General features: G+C 59.8%; 18 protein-coding genes and 2 pseudogenes. 7 read left to right on the top strand and 13 right to left on the bottom strand.

Annotated features, from left to right (window positions below; genetic code table 11):
- Window positions 1-16: 16 nt before the first annotated feature.
- The 3 genes and pseudogenes from ACIGEK_RS20445 to ACIGEK_RS20435 form a co-directional block, all read right to left on the bottom strand.
- A complete protein-coding gene (locus ACIGEK_RS20445; protein WP_397495080.1) occupies window positions 17-1255 on the bottom strand; it encodes a nitrate/nitrite transporter in 1239 nt (412 codons plus the stop codon).
- Window positions 1256-1748: 493 nt separating this feature from the next.
- Window positions 1749-2021 (bottom strand): annotated as a pseudogene (locus ACIGEK_RS20440) (NAD(P)/FAD-dependent oxidoreductase); the annotation flags it as partial.
- Between the two features lie 342 nt (window positions 2022-2363).
- On the bottom strand, window positions 2364-2690 hold the full coding sequence (locus ACIGEK_RS20435) for a hypothetical protein (RefSeq protein ID WP_397495079.1): 327 nt from the start codon (window positions 2688-2690) through the stop codon (window positions 2364-2366).
- Window positions 2691-3251: 561 nt separating this feature from the next.
- On the opposite strand from ACIGEK_RS20435, the gene ACIGEK_RS20430 reads away from it, so the two are divergent.
- The 3 genes from ACIGEK_RS20430 (at window position 3252) to ACIGEK_RS20420 (ending at window position 6416) form a co-directional block, all read left to right on the top strand.
- Window positions 3252-3506, top strand: a complete 255-nt coding sequence (locus ACIGEK_RS20430; protein WP_397495078.1) for a heavy-metal-associated domain-containing protein — start codon at window positions 3252-3254, stop codon at window positions 3504-3506.
- Window positions 3507-3590: 84 nt separating this feature from the next.
- On the top strand, window positions 3591-4013 hold the full coding sequence (locus ACIGEK_RS20425) for a hypothetical protein (RefSeq protein WP_397495077.1): 423 nt from the start codon (window positions 3591-3593) through the stop codon (window positions 4011-4013).
- Between the two features lie 45 nt (window positions 4014-4058).
- Window positions 4059-6416, top strand: a complete 2358-nt coding sequence (locus ACIGEK_RS20420; RefSeq protein WP_397495076.1) for a heavy metal translocating P-type ATPase — start codon at window positions 4059-4061, stop codon at window positions 6414-6416.
- Between the two features lie 231 nt (window positions 6417-6647).
- Here the strand turns inward: ACIGEK_RS20420 and ACIGEK_RS20415 are convergent, their stop codons facing one another.
- Window positions 6648-8012, bottom strand: coding sequence for a transaminase (locus ACIGEK_RS20415; RefSeq protein WP_397495075.1), 1365 nt, complete (start codon window positions 8010-8012; stop codon window positions 6648-6650).
- 83 nt (window positions 8013-8095) lie between these two features.
- Here ACIGEK_RS20415 and ACIGEK_RS20410 point away from each other — a divergent pair, with 83 nt between their 5' ends.
- Window positions 8096-9010, top strand: a complete 915-nt coding sequence (locus tag ACIGEK_RS20410) for a LysR family transcriptional regulator (protein WP_397495074.1) — start codon at window positions 8096-8098, stop codon at window positions 9008-9010.
- A 30-nt stretch (window positions 9011-9040) separates the two neighbouring features.
- On the opposite strand, the gene ACIGEK_RS20405 is transcribed toward ACIGEK_RS20410, so the two are convergent.
- Together ACIGEK_RS20405 and ACIGEK_RS20400 are read right to left on the bottom strand one after the other, a co-directional pair.
- Window positions 9041-9223: a hypothetical protein gene (locus ACIGEK_RS20405; protein WP_397495073.1), complete on the bottom strand. Its 183-nt coding sequence runs from the start codon at window positions 9221-9223 to the stop codon at window positions 9041-9043.
- Between the two features lie 149 nt (window positions 9224-9372).
- Window positions 9373-10116: an SDR family oxidoreductase gene (locus ACIGEK_RS20400; RefSeq protein WP_397495072.1), complete on the bottom strand. Its 744-nt coding sequence runs from the start codon at window positions 10114-10116 to the stop codon at window positions 9373-9375.
- 141 nt (window positions 10117-10257) lie between these two features.
- Between ACIGEK_RS20400 and ACIGEK_RS20395 the strand changes: the two genes are divergently transcribed.
- Window positions 10258-11163: a LysR family transcriptional regulator gene (locus ACIGEK_RS20395; protein WP_397495071.1), complete on the top strand. Its 906-nt coding sequence runs from the start codon at window positions 10258-10260 to the stop codon at window positions 11161-11163.
- Between the two features lie 258 nt (window positions 11164-11421).
- Here ACIGEK_RS20395 and ACIGEK_RS20390 read toward each other — a convergent pair whose 3' ends face one another.
- Complete coding sequence (locus ACIGEK_RS20390) at window positions 11422-12288, bottom strand: ADP-polyphosphate phosphotransferase (protein WP_397495070.1); 867 nt, start codon at window positions 12286-12288, stop codon at window positions 11422-11424.
- Between the two features lie 150 nt (window positions 12289-12438).
- Window positions 12439-13815, bottom strand: coding sequence for a Na+/H+ antiporter NhaA (gene nhaA, locus ACIGEK_RS20385; RefSeq protein ID WP_397495069.1), 1377 nt, complete (start codon window positions 13813-13815; stop codon window positions 12439-12441).
- Window positions 13816-14195: 380 nt separating this feature from the next.
- Between nhaA and ACIGEK_RS20380 the strand changes: the two are divergent.
- A pseudogene (locus ACIGEK_RS20380) lies at window positions 14196-14993 on the top strand (YihY/virulence factor BrkB family protein); the annotation flags it as partial.
- A 79-nt stretch (window positions 14994-15072) separates the two neighbouring features.
- Here the strand turns inward: ACIGEK_RS20380 and ACIGEK_RS20375 are convergent.
- The 5 genes from ACIGEK_RS20375 to ACIGEK_RS20355 form a co-directional block, all read right to left on the bottom strand.
- Window positions 15073-16410, bottom strand: coding sequence for a DUF2254 domain-containing protein (locus ACIGEK_RS20375; RefSeq protein ID WP_397495068.1), 1338 nt, complete (start codon window positions 16408-16410; stop codon window positions 15073-15075).
- Window positions 16411-16558: 148 nt separating this feature from the next.
- On the bottom strand, window positions 16559-17125 hold the full coding sequence (locus ACIGEK_RS20370) for a transposase (protein WP_397495067.1): 567 nt from the start codon (window positions 17123-17125) through the stop codon (window positions 16559-16561).
- Between the two features lie 24 nt (window positions 17126-17149).
- Window positions 17150-17773, bottom strand: a complete 624-nt coding sequence (locus ACIGEK_RS20365; RefSeq protein WP_397495066.1) for a fatty acid desaturase — start codon at window positions 17771-17773, stop codon at window positions 17150-17152.
- A gap of 42 nt (window positions 17774-17815) precedes the next feature.
- The gene (locus ACIGEK_RS20360) at window positions 17816-18328 is read right to left on the bottom strand and encodes a peroxiredoxin family protein (RefSeq protein ID WP_397495065.1); all 513 of its coding nucleotides are present in this window, start codon (window positions 18326-18328) and stop codon (window positions 17816-17818) included.
- Between the two features lie 725 nt (window positions 18329-19053).
- Complete coding sequence (locus tag ACIGEK_RS20355; RefSeq protein ID WP_397495064.1) at window positions 19054-19809, bottom strand: SDR family NAD(P)-dependent oxidoreductase; 756 nt, start codon at window positions 19807-19809, stop codon at window positions 19054-19056.
- Between the two features lie 139 nt (window positions 19810-19948).
- Between ACIGEK_RS20355 and ACIGEK_RS20350 the strand changes: the two genes are divergently transcribed.
- Entirely contained in the window at window positions 19949-20821 is an 873-nt protein-coding gene (locus ACIGEK_RS20350; RefSeq protein WP_397495063.1) for an AraC family transcriptional regulator N-terminal domain-containing protein, read from the top strand.
- Window positions 20822-20957 lie beyond the last annotated feature (136 nt).

Below are 20957 nucleotides of genomic sequence, written 5' to 3'. Positions count from 1 at the left end.
GTTGTGAAACAGGCCGTTAACTCACCGTAGGGTAGTTAACGGTTAAACCTGCCGGTGTGGCTGCTGGGGCTTCCCTGGGAAGTTTTAGCGTCAACACGATAAGCAATACACCAACGGCGCTAATGGCGGCATATATCCCAACAAAGCTGCCGCTGTGATTGGCCAATAGCCCTGCGCCGTAGTTACCAAGCATGCCGCCAGAGCCTTGCATCACGTTGGCGACACCGAATATGGACACGGCCATGGCGCTGGATGATGCCAACTTGGAGACGTAAGCGGGAATAAGCCCGAAGATTGGGTAAAAAGCCGTAGAGAACAGCCCTGCAGCGATTAGCGGCCAATGGCCTGAGGGATGTATCACGAATATCAGTGCGGCCGTCACCACGCAGCCGTATACCAACAACATGGCGGCGCGTAACCCGGTTCGGTCCGAGAGCCAGCCGATTGCCAGCCCCGCGAACATGCCGACGAAACCGATCACGGCCCAGACTTGGGCGCTGAACTGCACGCCAAAACCCAGCTCGGTGCGCAGATACGACGAGAGGTAGGTCTGGAACGGAAAGGTCGCGAAACCAATCAAAAAATTCATTGACCAGATCAGTAACACCCACGGCTTTATCAGCTCCAGGCGCATGCTTGGCACAACCTTCTCGGTCGCCAGGGGCGTTAATGCCGGCTGCACGGTTTGCTTGAGCAAACCGCCTTTCTTGAACACCACCAGTACCAACAACGCCATTGCCACGGTAATCAGCCCCACCCACCACCAGACGCTGCGCCATTCGCCTTGCGCGGCATACATGGGCACCAACAGGCTGTTGATCGCGACTCCATAACTGGTCCCGCTGGATACCAGGCCCATAGCCAAACCCCGGTAACGGTAGGCCACCACCCTGGCGATGACATCGACCATCGGCACAAACACGGTCGCAGCAGTACCTGCCAGCAGGGTCAGCAATGCGCCGATAACCAGAATGTTGTTTGACAACGGAATCAGCAGTAACGCCACTGCACACACTGCCCCCGAGGCCACTATCATCCAGCCACCGCCGATCTTGGGTGTCAGCCAAACGGCCAGCAGCGCGCAGAGCAGAAACCCCAATTGCGCGGAGGCCGTGATACTGCCCACGTAGGAAAAGTCGAAACCCAGAGAGGCCTGCATGTCGGGTACGAGCTGGGCAAACAGGTAGATCCCGAAACCATAGGTCGCGGCGACCAGGCTGGTTAGCAACACTACAATCGCAGCATTCAAACGCATGGTCAGCACCGTATTGGCTTCTGGAGTTGGCTGCGGTCAGTCAGGAATAGGGTTGCAAAGACATCGCGCAATTCCGTACAGGCGCTCTAGCGCGGCACTGCACTTCGTCGTGCGGCCATATCTAGGAAAATTGAGGAAGCTGCCTGTATTCACGCGACTTCAGCGCCGCAAGTTTTCATGACTCTGCTGTGGCCTCACTCTACTGAGCGTGCAATTCGGACGACCGATAAAAGCGTCCTGCATATGTTTCATAGCGCCATGTTGCATGGCTATTCGCGGTCCAGATGAGTCGGTCCGCGCTGCAGAACAGTCGCAGGCACAAGCGGCTGTTGAATATCTGGTTCCGGCCCGGCGCCGACTGCCTTAACGGCAGGTGGACAACTACGGTTATCCATCCTGAGTAGTTTCCACATTCGCGCAGTCTGGAAACTACTGAACCTTATCCTTCAATCCATCCCCGGCTATCTCTCTATTGGGTTTTTGCAGCAAATGGCTAAGCCACCACTGGAATCAGCTGATCAGCAGCAGTTCGGGCGGATGCGCGATCCGCTGCCGGTGGGTAGATCCACTGGGGGTTGATCTGGGTTTTCAGCTCTTTGCCTTCTATACCCGTCAGCACCACTTTGTGCTCCCAGCCTTCAGTGAAGACCGTCCCCGGACTGCCTAGGTTCAGGCAGGTGACGTACTTGGGTTGGCTGTAGGCAGTCGGTGCATAACCGATCAGGTTGGCCGCCGCGTTGTTGCCGGTCGAGAGGCCCAGGGCGATGACTTAGATGGCTTTAGCTGGGGTTGAATGACGTACAGGCGATCCGCGCCGGGCTGGATATCATCTGCAACCTACAGGTGGAAAGTGAACCGGCTGCGCTCGCCCGTCCGCAGCCCGCTGGCGCGCTAATGCGTACAGCCCCGAGGACCGGGGCTGGTGCTGGGTTTTGCGCCTTAGGATGAGCGCGCTATTGATGATGCAGCCAAGGCGGTTGCTGTGGCATTCAAGCAATAAGGCTGCTGACTCAGGCTCCTACCTGGGTTTAACAAGCCATGCCGGTGCTAATGCTTGGCGTCGAACCAACGCGGTCGTTGGCGGCAGGCTGAAATCGGCCAATAGTGCTTAGACAAATACCTGCCGAGCGATGCCGCGCGGGATGCGGTTTCTACCCGGCAGTTGCTCCAGGCGTTGCTGCCATTCGGCGCGGGGTTTCAAGGTGGCGGTTGGCTTTACCGTCTCAGCCGCTGCGGCAGCGGCCTTCGCAGCTTTTGCTGCGGCCCTCAGTTCAGCAAGACTTGGGGTTTTACGGACAGGCTCAGCAGTGCCTTTCTCAACGCTGCGCAGGCACAGTTTGCATGAAACCTGAGTTACATCCTGGGTGCTGCTCAGGTTCGAGCCGGTGCGTCCACATGCGACATTTTCCGCGGACGCGGTGAAGTGAATAGCCAACGTGTTGTCTCCTGCATTTTTTGGGGCGCGGGATTCTACACGGTTCGGTTAGCACACAAACTGCTTATCGCTGCGTCGACGGAAGTCAGGGAGAAGGTCGAGTAGTGACGCCATATCCAAGCCTGCACAGTTGTGCGTGATAACCCTTTTGCTCTGGCTCTTCAGCTTCACTGCGATCATTGCAGTGCTGAGCGCACCTATTGTCGGTCTTCGGCATATACACGGATTTGCTTCGGGTATTCAGCGCCTAGTAGCCGAAAATAAATCTGTCGCCTTTTCTTGTCCCTTTCTACGGCCCGCGTGAGCACCGCCCCGACTTCACTATCGGCTTGCGTGTCGCAGCGAACAGACCGACCGCCAACGCAGGCGGATAGTTAGCGAAATGCAGAAAAGTGCATCTGCAGATTGTGACGGATTCGGCGCAAAATTTTCGCGTCCAGAAGGGCCAGTTGGCGTTACGTGCTTTTCAATAAATTGAGTCCGTTGTTTCTGTGCTTGACCTTGCCACGGTGGCAAGGGTGAAAGTCGAATCATCAACCACAGCCCTATAAGGAACGCGTGATGATTACCTTCGACGTAAAAGACATGACCTGCGGCCACTGCATAAAAACTATTACCCAAGCGGTGCTGGCTGTTGATTCAGCGGCCAACGTGCAGATCGATTTGCCATCGCACCGGGTACAGATTGAGTCGGCAAGCGCCGTAGCCGAACTCAGCCAGGCCATTGTGCAGGCGGGTTACTCCCCGGTTGTAACCACTGGCGAGCCGGCCATTAGTACGCCGGTGAAGAAGGCCGGCGGTTGCTGTTGCCATTAAGCCGTGCCAACACAGCGTGTTGATATCGATCAACGCGCTCTTATGGCTATAACGCAGATTTACCCCAACTCACTGGAGGTAACCATGAACACTCAAAAAGTCATCGCCATCCTGGCATTCACGTTCGTTGCCGGCGCACATGCCGCCACGCCAACTACACAGAGCGATCAGCCGACTGATACCCCGGTTGCAGCTGCTGCGCCTCAGTTCGATGCCGCCACGTTCGAGCAGCACACCAAGGCGATGCAAGGCATACACGAAAAAATGATGGCAGCCCGTTCGCCTGAAGAACGTGCCGCGTTAAGGCATGAAGGTATGACCTCCATGCAGAACGGCATGGCGATGATGGGGCAGATGCGCAAGGACATGGGGGCTGGTATGCACATGGGTAATCACATGGGCGGCAATGGGATGCCAATGGATTGCACAGGCGAGGACCGTCGCATGGAGATGATGGACGCGATGATGCAGTTGATGATCGACCAGCAGGTGCCGGCTAAGCAGTAGGTCGGAGTACCACAACGCACTTGCCGAACGAAGATGGAGCAGCGCATGGAAACGACAGTGAGCACAGGCCACGACGAGCACAATCCGCCTGCACCCGCGCAGAGCCCTGAAGTTAAGGATCCTGTGTGCGGTATGAAGGTCACCGCTCAGTCGGCGCACAAGGTCGAACATGAGGGCAAACCGTTCTACTTTTGCAGTGCCAAGTGCCTGGAAAAATTCAGCGCGGAACCGGGCAAGTACAGCGAGCAGTCGTCTCCTGCAGTAGAAAAAGCTCCGGAACCGGCATCACAGGCCGTGACAATTTATACATGCCCAATGCACCCGGAGATCCGTGAGTCGCATCCGGGTAATTGCCCCAAGTGCGGCATGGCCCTAGAACCGGTTGTTCCCGAACTCGACGATGACGAGAACCCAGAACTGGCCTCGTTTACCCGGCGCTTCTGGTGGACGCTGCCGCTGTCGGTGATTGTCATGGTGCTCGCCATGTTCGGTCATCAGCTTGGCTGGTTTGACATGGCCACGCAGAGTTGGATCGAGATGATTCTGTCACTGCCGGTGGTGCTATGGGCTGGCTGGCCGTTCTTTGTACGCGGCGTGCAATCCGTGTTGCAGCGCAGCCCGAACATGTGGACGCTGATCAGCCTGGGCACCGGCGCCGCGTTTATTTACAGCGTGGTGGCGACCTTAGCGCCTGGCGTGTTCCCGGCTTCATTTATCTCGATGGGGCGGGTGGCCGTTTACTTCGAGGCCTCCGTGGTGATTATTTCGCTAACGTTGTTCGGCCAGTTACTAGAACTGAAGGCTCGCTCAAAAACCTCGGCGGCGATCAAGTCGCTGCTTGGCCTGGCCCCGAAAACGGCGCGCCGGGTTAATGCAGACGGCAGCGAGGAAGACATTCCGCTGAGCCATGTGCACGAAGGCGACAGCTTGCGCGTGAGACCAGGGGAAAAGGTGCCGGTCGATGGTGTGGTACTTGAAGGCAGCAGCTCGCTCGACGAGTCGATGCTGACGGGTGAACCCTTGCCCGTCAGCAAGCACGAGGGTGACAAGCTCATCGGTGCCACACTCAATACCAGCGGTGCGCTGCTGATGCGCTCCGAACATGTAGGTTCGGCCACCGTGCTCGCGCAGATTGTGCAGCTGGTGGCGCAGGCGCAGCGCTCGAAGGCGCCGATGCAGCGCATGGCGGATAGCGTGGCGGCCTACTTCGTTTATGGCGTGGTCGGTATCGCGCTGCTGACATTCTTCGCTTGGGGCCTCTTCGGCCCGCAGCCGAGCTGGGTCTATGGCCTGATCACTGCCGTGACGGTCTTGATCATCGCCTGCCCGTGCGCGCTGGGGCTGGCCACGCCGATGTCGATTATGGTCGCCACGGGTCGAGGCGCCACGCATGGTGTACTGTTTCGCGATGCGGCGGCCATCGAGAACCTGTGCAAGGTTGATACGCTGATCGTCGACAAGACCGGCACGTTGACCGAGGGCAAACCAGCATTTGAGCGCGCGTTGGGCGTTAATGGCTTTAGCGACGACGAAGTGCTACGGCTGGCTGCCAGCCTCGATCAGGGCAGTGAGCATCCCTTGGCTGCCGCTATTGTCAGCGCGGCGCGAGAGCGCAAGCTGGAGTTGGAGAAGGCTGAACAATTCGACTCGGCGTCAGGCATCGGCGTGAAGGGTGCTGTGGGCGGTAAGTCGCTGGCCATTGGTAACCCCGCGTTAATGCAGCAGCTGAATATAGATGTGACGTCATTGGCGAGCCAAGCCGAAGAGTTACGCGGGCAGGGCGCCAGCGTTATGCACCTGGCAGTGGACGGCAAATTGGCGGGGCTGCTGGCGGTTTCTGACCCGATCAAGGCCACCACCGCCGCTGCGCTGGAGTCATTACGGGCGTCTGGACTGCGCATCATCATGGCCACTGGCGATGGCCTGACGACGGCGCAGGCCGTGGGCAAGCGTCTGGGCATCGAAGAGGTGCATGGTGAGGTCAAACCGGCGGACAAGTTGCAGCTGGTCGAGCGCCTGCAAAAGGAGGGGCGAATCGTGGCGATGGTGGGGGACGGCATCAACGATGCACCCGCGCTGGCCAAGGCCAATGTCGGCATCGCCATGGGCACCGGCACCGACGTGGCGATGAACAGCGCGCAGCTTACCCTGGTCAAGGGCGATCTGCGCGGCATTGCAACAGCTCGTGAGTTGTCGGTGGCCACGGTGCGCAACATGAAGCAGAACCTCGGCTTTGCCTTCCTCTACAACATGCTCGGCGTGCCGCTGGCCGCCGGTGTGCTGTTTCCATTCACCGGTTGGCTGTTGTCGCCAATGATCGGCGCATTGGCGATGAGCCTGAGTTCGGTCTCGGTGATCAGCAACGCCTTGCGGCTTCGCTTTACTGCGCTCAAGCAGGATTGACTTGGCTGGTGCTGTGACCATTATTTGCGGCGCTGCAAGCCACATGAATGCCTCTGCTGCATGCACTTCCAGTGCGTTGAGCACAATTTGCGAGACGATCAGCCGGGCGTTGTGTTTGCCATCCGCGGGCACGATAAACCAGAGTGAGTCCGCCGTGGATATAGGCGTCCCAGTACTCGTGATCGGCGGGATTGGCAATCTCCGGGTTTCTCAGATAACCCATAGCGGTTCTTAGGCAAAGAGTTCTGCGAGAAAGGCGCTGGCGACTTCAACATAGCGGTCGATATCAGCCTCGGTATGGGCAAAGGATACCTGTGGCCCCGCAGAAAGAATCCCATCCCAGACGCCACGATTGGCCATATACAAGCGCCGGCAGTCGATGAACTCAGCGTCCATCGACACGTTGGCCTCGGCACCGTTGCGTGGCAGTTCGGCAGTCAGGCAGAAGCCCGAACGCGGGCCGAGCTGGAACGCCTGCCAGGGCAGATCATAGGTCGAGAATGCCAAACGCAGACCTTCAGCCAGGCGTTGGCCAAGACGTTCGATGCGCTGGTAATTTGAAACAGTCAGTACCTGCTCCAGGCTGGCGCGGGCGACGGAAACTGCCAGTGCCGAGGCGTAAAGCGTACCACCGGTGGCCAAGCCAGCCGGGCCAATATCACTGTCGGTGAAGCACTCCAGATGGCGAGCAATATCTGCACTCATGCCATACAGCGCGAACGCAATACCCGAACCAAGCCCTTTGCCGAGCACCACGAAATCGGGCTGCAGGCCCCATGCGCCGGTCAAGCCGCCATGTGCGAACTGGAAGGTATGCGCTTCATCCAGGCATAGCAGGGTACCGTATTGCTGGGTTAGGCGGCGCACGCCCTCCAGGTAGCCGGGAGCGGGTTGTACCAGAGTGCAATTGGTCAGCGCCGGCTCCGTCAGCACCAGGGCCACGTCACCTTTTGCCAGCGCCTGCTCCAGTGCATTCAGGTCATTAAACGGCAGTATCAGGGTGTTGGCCGCGCTGCCTTTGGCCAAACCCAGTTGCTCATGCACCACGCCATGCTCACTTTGGCTGACCATGGTTTCGTCGATATGACCGTGGTAATGGCCGTCGAAAATGACGATTTTCTCTCGCCCGGTAATATGCCGTGCAATACGCATGACCTCGACATTTGCACCCGAAGCAGACAGTGTGAATTGCCAGCAAGGCAGGCCGACCTGTTCGGCCAACAGACGACCGACCACCACCGCGTCTTCGGTGGGTAAAAGAAACTGCGCCCCCTGGTGAACCTGGCGGCTGACCGCCTCTACGATAGGCGCCGGGCCATAGCCCATGGTCATGCTCAGATCGGCGACGTTGAAGTCCAGGTATTCGTTGCCATCCACATCGGTGAACACCGCGCCGCTGGCCGAGTGAATAAAGGGCGGGCTAAAGCGGTTAAGCGAAATCATCCAGGCCATCGGTACGCCCTGCGGCATAAATTGGCGGGCTTCTTCACGCAAAGTCTGGGAGCGCGGCGTGCGCTGTACGAAAGTTGCATCCTCGCGAGCGCGCAGGGCAGCTAGGCGGGAGCGGTCAAAGGGAAAGGGGCTTGGCGAGGGCATGGTGCAGATTCCAAGGGCTGGTAATCTGCCCACCTTAAGTCAGCACTGCCTGGTGCGGGAACGTTTAGTAACGTGGAGTGGCTATGCACAAATCGACTGACATGTCGGCTGATTGGGATCTTTATCGCTACTTTCTGGCAGTGATTGAGTGCGGCAGTCTCAGCGCGGCAGCGCGGCGCCTTCTGAGTACACAGCCGACGGTGAGCCGCCAGATCACCCGCTTGGAAGCCAAGCTCGGAACCAGTCTGTTCACTCGCTCCCCGGAAGGCCTGGTACCCACCGAGGCAGCGCTACGCCTGTGCGAGCCCGCACAGGCCATGGCCAGTGCAGTGGCAGCTATCCAGCGCAGTGCCCGAGACGATGGTGAGGGAGGCAGTCTGCGTATCACAGTACCCGAGGTCATCGGTGTGGAGGTGCTGACACCACTGTTGGCCGAGTTCCAGGTAGATAACCCTGGTCTGCGCCTGGAGATGTCCATTACCGAGCACAATGAAGACCTGTTGCGCCGTGAAGCAGACCTGGCCATACGCATGCAGCGCCCGCAGCAGGATGCTTTGCTCGCCCGCGGTTTAGGGTGCAGCCGTCTCGGCCTGTATGCGCACCGCGACTACCTGGCGCGGCACGGTACACCGAATACCCGCGATGCACTCTCAGTGCACCGACTAATCGGATATGACCGGCATCTGGGGCGGCATGCGCATTGGCAGGAACACGGCTTTCCGCTGGCAATCGAAAACCTGGCATTCCGCTCCGATTGCGCCATGGCGCGCCTGGCGGCACTGCGGGCTGGCCTGGGTATCGGCTTGTGTCATGCCAGCCTGGCTGCGCGGGAGTCCGAGCTGGTAGCACTGGCACCTGAGCTGTTCGGCTTTGAGCTGGAGATGTGGCTGGCTATGCATGAAGACCAACGCCAACGCGCCGGCCTACGGCGGCTGTTCGACTTTCTTGCAGAGCAATTGCCGCAGCGTTTGCAGTTAGCATCCTTCAGTCGCGGTTGAACGGGTCCATCAGGACATCAAACAGAGGCTTCAGTAGGCCAACGCTTTTGTCCAGAGGTGCCGTTCTTCGACAGTGGGCGTATCAAGCGCATAGTGCTCAGCGAAGATCCTGACTTGTGCAGCGAGCAGAATCCGCAGCAGGAGTAGTAAGCCTGGGCGGTCTAAGAGGGCCTGGTCGATCGGGTTGAAGCCACTGGCCAGCACCTGTCCCATTTAAGAGTTCGGCTTGGGGAGCAGCGTCTTCGCCAGTGTTGCGTCGGTATAGTCCTGCAGAAACCCGGTATCCATCTGTTCGGTTTGCATCGCGTATTCCTGCTCCTGCAGGTTTGACAGCAAAGGCGCCCGCAGGCGCCTTGCTTGGCTTAGAACTCCTGCACCGTCGGGCGCAGCACGATCTCGTTGATGTCGACATCGGCAGGCTGCTCGATGGCGAACGCGATAGCGCGGGCCACCGACTCGGCGGGAATGGCCTGCTGATAAAAGTCGACCACGAAATCGCGGCTGGCCTGGTGGGAACTGCCGAACTTGAGCTCGGAATCGACGGCACCCGGCTCGATGGTGGTGGTCCGAATGCGACCGCCAACCTCATGGCGCAGCCCCTCGGAAATGGCACGGACCGCGAACTTGGTGCCGCTGTAAACCGTGCCGCCCGGGCTGAATACCTTCAAACCGGCGACCGAGGCGATATTGATGAAATGACCGCTGTTCTGCTGCTGGAACACCGGCAGAGCAGCCGCAACCCCGTACAGCAAGCCCTTGATGTTGATGTCGATCATGCGGTCCCACTCGTCCACACGCCCTTCGCTCAGGGGCGCGATGGCCATCAGGCCGGCGTTGTTGACCAGTACGTCGAGGCGGCCGAAGGTGTCCACCGCGCCTTGGATGAGCGCCTTGACGTCATCCTGGGAGGTGACATCAGTCTGGTAGGCCGCCGCCTGGCCACCGGCGGCCACCAGCTCTGCTACCAAAGCATCCAGTTTGTCCTTGCGACGCGCCGCCAGGACGACCCGAGCCCCGAGGGCCGCCAGATGGCGGGCAGTGGCCTCGCCCAAACCGCTGCTGGCGCCAGTGATAATCACCACTTTTCCGGAAATGTTGTTGCTCATGCTGTGAACCTCATCGTGACAGGTTGGATGGCGCCGGGAGATGTCCCTGGCCTGCGAGCACAGTAGGCCCACAGCAAATCTCAATAAATGGAAATGTTTGGATTAAGCTATTCCTAATTCAGGAATAGAAAGGAGTCACCCATGCTCAATCGTATGGAGATGGTCAGGATCTTCTGCGCGGCCGCCGAGTCCGGCAGCTTCCGTGAAGCTGCCACACGGCTGGGCATTTCTCCGCAGGGGGTTACACGCGCCGTTCAGGCGCTGGAGGCCGAGTTGGGCGAGCCGCTATTCCACCGCAATACCCGCCAGGTGCACATCACCGCCTTTGGCCAGGGCTATGCACAGGAAGCCCGCGCGGCCCTCGAGCACTTCGATGCACTGTTCCGCTCACACCGCAGTGAACCTGAGCTTTCAGGCCGTATCGGTATTACCGCTCCGCAAACCATTGGCCGACACTATCTGATTCCGTTTCTGCAGCCGCTGATGGCGGCTCATCCAAACCTGCAGTTCCACCTGCGGCTGGAAGACCAGATGACGGATTCGGTGGAGGCTCAGATCGACATCGGTATCCGGGTCGGGTTGATCCGCGACCGTCGCTACGTTGCCAAGGCACTGGCACCAGTACCCATGCATGTGGTTGCCAGCCCGGAGCTAATCGAGCGAACCGGCGTGCCGCGCTCGATTCAGGCATTGGACGTCTGTCCGCTGTCGGCGTTGATTGATCAGCGCAATGGCAGACCCTGGCCGTGGCTGTTTGCCGATGGCCAGAGTTTCAGCCCCCGGCAACCGGTGCTGATCTGCGACGACGCCGATACCGAGCTTGAGGCGATTCTGTCTGGCGCCTGCTTTGGCCAGATCCCGATCTACCTGGCCAGCCCCTTCGTGCGCAGCGGCAGGTTGGTAAGGGTGCTGGACGACCTTGCCCCGCCACCCTGGGACCTGTTCATCTATCGCCCACAGCAGGGCCCCGTACCACGCAGGGTGCGCCTGGTGTTCGATCATCTGACTGACGCATTTCGCGACCCGCAACGGTTTCCTTGCAGCTGAGTTACAGCTGGAGTTGGATCAGCTCAATGGATGTTGGCGGCGTGGCATGGAGTGTTGCCTTTGCCTCGATTGCACGTATTCGCCCCAGCAGGTGGTCAGCGATCCATAGCAGTCTGCCGCTATGGACCGCTCGGCTACTGACTCAAAGAGGCCATAGCCGCGTTTATTTACCGCACCATTGGCGCTTTATGCAGAGTGGGTGAGAGTCACGCAGTCTGCCAGTACCGGCGCGGGTAAGGGTTAATCGGGCCGTTTCGTTCACTTGGCCAACTGCTTGCGGATTCTCTTCAGTTCCTGGCGGCGCGCGGCGCTGACCTCTGGATAACTCAGCTGCATACCTTCCAGTGCGTTGAGCACGATTTGCGAGACGATCAGGCGGGCGTTGTGCTTGTCGTCCGCTGGGACGATAAACCAGGGTGAGTCCGCCGTGCTGGTCGCGCTTAGGGCATGGCCATAGGCTTGCATGTAGGCGTCCCAATACTCGCGTTCGGCGATGTCAGCGGCGCTGAACTTCCAGTTTTTGTCGGGCTCATCGATACGTGCCAGCAGACGTTTGCGTTGCTCATTCTTCGAGACGTGGAGAAACACTTTAATGATGCGTGTGCCGTTGGCATGCAGGTGTCTTTCCAGGTCGACAATCGAGCGATAACGGCCATGCCACACCGATTCGTCGGCGGGCTCGTCGGGCAGGTGCTCGCTGTGCAATAGGTGGCTGTGCACGCGCACGATCAGTACTTCCTCGTAGTACGAACGGTTGAAAATGCCGATGCGCCCGCGTTCGGGCAGATCGCGCGTGGTTCGCCAAAGGAAGTCGTGCTGCAGTTCATTCGCGCTGGGGTGCTGAAAGCTGAACACCTGGCAACCTTGCGGGTTAACGCCCGACATCACATGGCGAATCGCGCCGTCTTTACCGGCCGTGTCCATCGCCTGAAACACGATGAGCAGGGCATGGCGGTTTGATGCGTAGAGCATGCGTTGTTGCTCGCTCATCTGCTCGACGTGGTTTTTCAGTACTTTGTGATAAGCCTTCTTCGACTTGCACAGCGATTTGACCGCAGTGGCCCACAGGCCGAGGTCTACCTCGGCGCCTTCGCGGACTTTGAATTTATTCGCGTCGATTTTCATGCAGATTCCTTGTTGGTCAGTTGTCCCTCAGCGGCAAGCAGCCAAAAACCTGAACAGCTCAACCGAGACTCGCCGAAGCAAATGTTGAGGCTGCCTGTTTGTGGCGGTTGAGGTTTGGAAACCGTTGTCATGGATCTGGCAGGCAATCACTTACTGCGCGTCCGCTGTTTTGGCGGCCTTTGTCGTCAGCAGAATGCTGATGCCGATCGCAGCGGCCAGCAATGAACCGATCAGGATGGCCAGTTGCGCTTCTCGCTCGAAATGGCTGTCATGAAACGCCAGGCTGCTGATAAACAGCGCCATGGTGAAGCCGATGCCGGCCAGGAAGGCGGTGCCAATCAGCTGCCGCCAGGTCGAGCCTTCAGGCAGTTCGGCTAGCCCGGTCTTCACTGCCAGCCAGCTGGCCAAGCTGATGCCGAGTGATTTACCGAGCACCAGCCCGACCATGATGCCCAGTGGCACAGCGGTGGGTAGCGTGCGCAATACCGTGGCGTCGATGGCCACCCCCGCATTGAACAAACCAAAAATCGGCAGGATGGCGTAGGTAACCCAGGGCTGCACCCCGTGCTCGAAACGCTGCAGCGGTGCGGTGGCTGCATTGAGGCTACCGTCGAGCGCACCGATGATGGCTACTCGATCGGGATGCAGCGCATCGGAGTCGTTATCGAGGGCTTGGGCTTCGATGTCGTCGGCGCCACGGTGGATGACCTTTGGCAATGCGCTCGGCAGGATTTTCACCCGCGCCGGCACAAACAACGCCGTTAGCACGCCGGCCAGCGTCGCGTGCAGACCGGACATGAAAAACCCGGCCCACAAACCCAGCCCAAGTAGCAGATAGATCGCGCCCCGGCGGGCCCCGAAGCGGTTGGCCACCCCCAGCGCAAGTAGCACGGCGACAATCACGGCGATGCCGCGCCAGTCGATCGACGCGGTGTAGAAAATTGCAATGACCAACAGTGCGCCGAGGTCGTCGACGATGGCCAGTGCGACCAGAAAAACCTTCAGGGCTTCGGGGATACGCGAGCCCAGCACGGCCAGCGCACCGAGGGCAAAGGCGATGTCGGTGGCCATCGGAATGCCCCAGCCCTTGGCGCCTGGACCATCGAAATTGAAACCGGCATAGATCAGTGCCGGCAGCACCATGCCGCCCACGGCGGCGACGATTGGCAACATGGCCTTGCGGCGTTCGGCCAGCTCGCCGACGAGGAACTCGCGTTTGATTTCAAGGCCGACGCCGAAGAAAAAGATCGCCATCAGGCCGTCGTTGACCCAGTGCATCAGGTCCAGGCGCAACACCTGATTGCCAAGGGAAATGTTCAGCGGAACGTGCAGCAACTGCTCGTACGCCGATGCCCACGGCGAGTTGGCCCAGGCCAGTGCCAGGATGGCGCAGCCCAGCAGGACCAAGCCGCCGGACGCTTGCCGTTGTGCGAACAGTTGAAACGGCCGCAGCACAAGATCACCCGCGCGCTCGGCAGCCGTCTGCTCGAGCAGTTCCTCGTCCCGCGCCAAGCTGTCCGGCTTCATGGTCGCAAGGGCAGGTGCAAGCTGCCTGCCAACTGATTTTGCGGGGTTGCTGGCGGCAAATGAGCGTGTGAGTTGTTCATTCGTTCAGCCTATCGCGATCTGCGCGCACTGCACGGTGCGTTACCGAACAGTCGAGTGTGCGCTGTCGTACAGACCCGCTCGCACACACGGGGCAGGCTGCTTGTGATTGGCGTCTGCTAATGCGTGCTGGCTGCCGGCCCATCTGGGCAGCGGCTGTAGGGCGCGGCAGAAACCCGCGAAGGAATCGACATGAACACCGCTGATACCCTGCTCAATAGCGAGCGCCTGTGACGCTGTCCGGCCGGCCTGCTGCATGGTGGGGGCTGACCAAGTAGGTCGCGAGCTCCTGGCTCGACGACTATGTGCCGAGCATGGGCGCGGCGCTTGCCTACTACACAATATTCTCGCTGGCGCCGCTGCTGCTGGTGGTGATTTCGATGGCTGGGCTGCTGTTCGGTGAAGACGCCGCTCGCGGTGAGATTCAGGCGCAGCTGCAGGACCTGATGGGTGAACGCAGCGCGGGCGTGGTGCAAAGCCTGCTGGTCAGCGTACGCGAGCCCGCCGAGGGACTGACGGCCACCGCCGTGGGGCTGGTGCTGCTGCTCGTTGGCGCGACCACCGTGTTTGCCGAACTGCAGAACGCGCTCGACCGGATTTGGCAGGTGCCGGAGGGGTTGCGTAAGACGGGCTGGCTCTCGCTTATGCGCGCCCGCTTGATGGCATTCGGCATGGTCCTCGCGTTGGGCTTCCTGCTTATCGTGTCGCTGGTCGCCAGTGCGCTGCTGGCTGCCGTGGGCCGTCAGCTGGAGCCCGTGCTGGGCAGCTGGCAAACCGTGGTGGAGATCGGCAATGCGCTTGGCGGCTTCCTGCTGGTGGCGCTGATGTTCGGCCTGATCTACAAGATCATGCCGCGCCAGCGCGTCCTAGTGTCCGATGTGTGGCTCGGCGCATTGCTCGCGGCGTTGCTCTTCACCGTGGGCAAGGTGGTGATCGGCGCCTACATCGGCCGCAGCGACGTCGCGTCAGGCTTTGGTGCGGCCGGCTCGTTAGTGGTGGTGCTGCTCTGGGTGTACTTTTCTGCGCAGATCCTGCTGATCGGCGCAGAGTTCACCTGCGTCTACGCCCGGACATTCGGCTCGCGAAAATCCAGCGACTGATTGCTGCCATCGCCGTTATCGATGTTCATGTGGGTGCCTGGCCCACAGTGAGCGGTTGATGGTGAGACGCATCGTTGCCTCAGCTGCGAAAATTTCGCAGCGCAATTGTCGTCGTTGCGAAGCGCACCTCGACGGCGAGCACATCTTCCGCTTCCGGCACGGCTTCTCGCGCCCCTTTGACGATCATGCAAGCCTGGCGTTGAAGGCATGTCGCCTGCTGCTGGGAGCTCACGTGACCTGCGATCTGGGCGATGGCATCGAGCATGCGGATTGCCACGGCCGGGTTCGAGCGAGCGCTTTGCCTGATCTGGTTGAAGGCCGTATCAACAATGCCGGCAAAAGTGGCCCCCGAAGCTACCAGCCGCAGCTGCCCGTGACTGTCGAATCGATAGGGGGATGGCATGTCGCGCTGGGCTAGGCGGCATAGGGATGATTCCAGCCGATCCACGCAGGCGACCGCCGTGAAGGGGTCGTTGATACCCGGTGACAATGCCCGCAAGCCGATCTCGACCAACTGCTGGAGGGAGAACTCGACATCCTGGGCGGCACTGCGCTGGTTCCCCAGCACGAAGGCGGCGTTTAATTTGTCCGCAAGGGTTTCAGTGAGACGATCCGCGGGCCAGACCATCAGTATTGCCCGGCCCTTGGCGAGGTAGTGCCCAGGCCGGCGCTCCAGCCGAAGCAGCAGATCTTCTTTGCTGGCTATCTCCATCAGGGCGTCAGCATCGATCATCTGGATATAGCCGTCTTTAAGGGCAGCCACAGGGCATGCCTCGCGTTCGAACTCCGCTGGCAGGTTAACCTCGCTTGGCGCTTTTGGGGCGTCGGACCCAGGGTTGCCAAGGTCAGCGGGAAACAACCTGTCGATACCATTGCCGAGTTCCTGGCCGACCCGAGCCACGACCTGATCCGCCTGTATCGAGACCGAGATGTGGTGGATGAAGTAGATCAGCACGCCAACGCTGATAATGGCCAGCAATACGCCGATGCTGATGGAGAGATGAGGCACGAATGCCACCTCGTCGGCGCGCCGGATGGTGCGTAGCACGAGCAGGCAGTATAAAAACGTGGCCACGAAGGTGCCCAGCACCACCTGGTTGGCGGTGTCGCGCATGAAGTTGCGCAGCAGGCGCGGGCCCAACTGAGACGAGGCGAGCGACAGCGCCACCAGTGTCATCGAGAACACCGTCCCGGCGATGGCAATCATCGACCCCGCCACCGTGCCCAGTAGTAGGCTGGCACCCTCGGCACCACCCGAATAACTCCAGCCCAATAGCCGCAGCCAGTCGTCAGTAACGGTCTTGTCGAGACCGACGGCGCATAAGGCCAGTGCCACGGCCAGGAACGCCATGGTCGCTGGCACGAACCATAAACTGGATCTAAGTCGATACCAGTACTTCTGCAGCAACGTTTTCACGGCGCCTCACTTCCACTCGTCAGCCTCGAACTAAGCGCCCAAACAGGCACTGAACAGGCCCTCTGTAAGGTGTAAGTTCTCGAACCGAAGCTGGCTTTTCGTCCCTCTACATCGGTCCAAGCCATGCAATCAGGGCGGGCGCGGCATCTCAAGCGCGGACCGCCCGCAGCATCGCCGCGAACTCGTGCAGTGTCTCGCTACCGCTGGCCTCGGCTGTCTTCAGCCAAGCCTGCAAGTCGGCTACACGTTGTGCGCCGGATGCGTCCGAGAGTGCCCACAGCGGTCGCAGTTGTTCGCGCATCGTGACCAGTTCGGTTAGTACCTGGCTTTGTTGAATCGCGCTCGACGCCTGCCGCTGCCTGGCGGTCGGCATATGGCGCACGTCCCGGTGCAGCCAGCGCCGCGCGCGGCACAAGTTCGCAAGCTCGACTGAGTGGCCTTGCGCACGCAACCGCGACCATTCGACAAGGGCCGCGCGGTGCAAGCGCCTCGCATAATTCGCCATCAGTTCGTATCGGTTGGCGATGATCGCGTTCAGCATGGCTGCATCCGCCACCGGTCGCGCCGAGCCGAGCAGCAACTGCGGCGGGCCTCGGCGCACAGTGGCCAGCCCGAGCATTTCGAGGCCGCGAATGTAGGCCCAACCGAGGTCGAACTCATAGCGCCGCACCGACAGCTTCGCCGAAGTCGGATAGGTATGATGGTTGTTGTACAACTCCTCACCGCCAATCAGGATGCCCTACGGCACGAAATTGCGGCTTGCGTCGGCGAGCTCGAAGTTGCGATACCCCCACCAGTGGCCAATACCGTTGACGATGCCAGCGGCGGTGATCGGGATCCAGAGCATCTGCACCGCCCAGACGGTTAGGCCGATCGCCCCAAATGCAAGCAGATTGATCACCAGCATCAAACCGACGCCGTACAAGCTGTGCGGCGTGTAGAGTTTTCGCTCGATCCAGTCGTTGGGCGTGCCGGCTCCGTACTGGTCGAGCATCTGGCGGTCCTTCGCGGCGGCCACATACAGCTCGCGACCGCGCAGCAACACGACCGAGATGCCGCGGGTCTGGGGGCTGTGCGGGTCTTCGGGCGTTTCGCAGGCGGCGTGGTGCTTTCTATGCACCGCCACCCATTCGCGAGTCACGATGCCGGTGGTGAGCCAGAGCCAGCACCTGAAAAAATGTGCAGCCAGCGGTCGCAGTTCGACCGAGCGATGCGCCTGGCTGCGGTGCAGAAAGAGGGTGACCGCGGCGATCGTGATGTGCGTTGCCACCAGCGTATAGATGACGATCTGCCAACCGCTGAAACCGCTAAGGCCATGCGCAAGCCAGTTCAATAAAACGTCTTGCAGTTCGCCTATGTGCATTGGGATGTCTCCATGAATGGCGTGTGGTCAGCAGGCGCCGCACTAATGAGTCGAGCCGACTGCCATTTCCACTTCGCGGATTTTGGCCTCATCCGGCGCGCCCTCGACGCGGGCGATGACCTTGCCTTGCGCGTCGAGCACGAATACGAACGCCCTGGCACTGTCGCGCGGGATATTCAAAGCGCTTTCTAGGCTGGACTCGCTCAAGATCCACGTCTGGTCTTGGTAGCGCGCCGGGATCTTTTCCTTAGCCCGGCCGATCGCGTCTTCCTCGCTCATAAAGAACGGCAGGTCGATAGCCAGCACGTCCCTGATACGCACTTGGGTCTGGTCGATGTTTTTGCGCAGCGCTTTGGCCCACATGCGGGTGTGCTTGGCGGCATCCGTGCTTGGTGTGACGATCAGGATCGTCGGTTGGCCGATCAACTGGGCGGCGCTGACTTTTTCCCCAGTCAGCGCGGTCGCCGTGAAATCGGGGATCGGGCTGTTCGAGAACTGCGCCCAGGCGTTGACGGGCGACAGCAGTGCAAGCGTGAGCGTGATAACTGTTTTCATGGCAGTGGTCCTTAGCGGTCGACTGCACTGCGCAGTAGCGAATCAGACACCAGCCTAAGCGGGCCCTGTTTGGGTTGTCGGTACGGCAACACACACAACTGCTAGGCAACGATTGCTCATTGAGGCCCGCCTCGGGCGGTATCAACTCAGCAAGGCATCACGTTGAAAACAGGAGTAGCTGGATTACGCGGTGATCGTTGAGAAGCCAATCGTTATTGAGCAAAGACCTGCAGCAAGCGGCCACGGGTGACTGCCATACCATAAACAATGAGTATTCTTTGATCGTCAGGCGTTCGATGGCGAGATGGTGAGGAGCAGGATTTTTTGTAAACGGGATTCTGTTTTAGCTGAGGAAGTCGCCCCTCAGCGTTGGCCAACCTAACTAAGCCCAACGCCACGGCACGCCTGTGTACTTAGGGGAAAATGCACGAGTGCTGAAGTGATGGGTCGCTTTATCGGCCCCAGTACTGACGATCTGAATCAACATTAATTTCGTAGCCTTTTCTTCAGTTTCTGCTTTTGGCCGTTATCTGCCTAACTCGACAGGCAGATAACGGCCAGAAGTAGCCTAAATGATGGTGTCTCCTTTTCTCTCTGGCAGTATGCGATGGTTCAACCGCAGTGCCGAGCGGCTCCATGCTCTGCTCGCGCCCTGCGGTCAGGAGCAGGGCGCCACTCGGGCATCCTGGCAAGGGCTTCGCGCTTGTATGTTCGCGCCTGGCAGCTCAGATCGCCTGGCCGCCGGAGACCTCGATACGCTGGGCATTAATCCAACGATTCTGCTCGCCGAGCAAGCTGGCGATCATCGGGCCGATATCGTCGGGCACGCCAACGCGGCCGAGCGCCGTCATGTCCGCGAACACCTTGTTCAGATCCGGCATGTCGTGCACCGCACCGCCCAGAAAATCGGTCTCGATTGCTCCCGGCGCCACAGTGTTGACCGCGATGCCCCGGCTGCCCAGTTCCTTGGCCATGTACAGGCTTAGTACCTCCACCGCGCCCTTGACCGCCGAGTAGGCGGAGAAGCCGGGATAGGAGACGCGCGTCAGCCCCGAAGAGATGTTGACGATACGACCTCCATCGGCCAGCAACGGCAGCAATGCCTGGGTGAGGAAGAACACGCCTTTGAAATGCACGTTCACCAGAGCATCGAATTGCGCTTCGGTGGTTTCGACAATCGCGGCCATGTCCCCGTGGCCCGCGTTGTTGACCAGATGGTCGAAGTTTTCACGCTGCCAGGTCTCGCGCAAAGCCTGGCGCAGGCGCTGCACGAAGGCAGGGAAGGTGGTGACGTTGCCGGCGTCCAATTGCAGCGCGACAGCATTACGCCCCAGTGCTTCGACTTCGGCTACCACGGCCAGTGCGGCGTCGATCTGACTGTGATAGGTGACAACCACGTCGATACCCTGACGCGCGATACTCAGGGCGGTGTTACGGCCGAGGCCACGGCTGGAACCGGTTACGATAGCGATCTTGGTCATGGTAAAAATCCTCTGCTTTGTGAAGGGGATTTCATTCTGTGATCTAGGCGGTAATCCCGTCCTTACTGGAACCTCGAAGTTTTTTGCCTATTTCTCCAATGGTGAGCAACGTGCCCAAGTCCAGCCTGAGTAAACCCCGATGAGCGCAGCATTGCTGAAGGTCGTTCGCGAGTATCTGGATAGACATTTCGGCCCAAATAGCCTTGCCCATGTCCCCATTTCCGGCTTGACCATCATCCGTACACATGAATCCAGTGGGCTGGATTACGCCATTACCCGGCCTCTCGCCTGTCTCGTCCTGCAAGGCCGCAAACAGGTGATGATGGGAACTCAGACCTTTACCTTCAGCGCGGGAGATTCCCTGCTGGTCACCGCCGATGTACCGACGGTCAGCCAGATTGTTCAGGCAAGTCCCGGGGTACCGTACATCTCGCTGGTGATCGATCTGAATCCAGCCTTGCTCACCGAGTTAATGGAAGAAATGAAGTCCACTCCGAGCCCTGAGGCGGCGCCGATAAAGATCGAGCCGACTGACACTGAGGTCGTTGACGCGGCGCTGCGACTGATGCGCTTGCTGGATCGCCCTGCTTCAGCGACGGTGCTGCATGCCTCGTTGATGCGCGAGCTGCACTACTGGTTGCTTGCTGGGCGGCATGGTTCGGCAATCAGTCGTCTGGGCTGGCCGGACGGCAATGCGCAGCGTATCGCGCGGGCAGTGACGGTGCTGCGTAGCGAGTTCAACCGACCCTTGCCGGTGGGACATTTGGCCTCCGTAGCCGGCATGAGCACATCCTCATTCCATAATCATTTCCGCAAGCACACGTCGCTTACGCCGCTGCAGTTTCAGAAGCAGCTACGGTTGATCGAGGCGCGTCGCCTGATGATCGGGGAAGGAGCCTCGTCTAGTACCGCGGCATTCACCGTAGGCTATGAAAGTGTGTCGCAGTTCAGTCGCGAATACCGTCGCCTATTCGGCATGCCGCCGGGCCGACATACGACTGGCGCTTGCTGAGCACGGCAGCCCTGGTTCCCTTTGCATCTTCAGCCCAGTAATGCACTCAGCGCCGCTTTTCTGGCATCTGGTAGCAAGTGCCACTTTCCGGAGGCCAGGATCGGTTTCCGAGCTAATCGCCTTGGGGAAAAGAGGA

This window comes from Pseudomonas sp. NPDC079086 (genome assembly GCF_044542155.1).
GTDB lineage: Bacteria > Pseudomonadota > Gammaproteobacteria > Pseudomonadales > Pseudomonadaceae > Aquipseudomonas.
The sequence above is the reverse complement of the archived record's forward strand: the minus strand, read 5'-3'. Positions and strand labels throughout refer to the sequence as shown.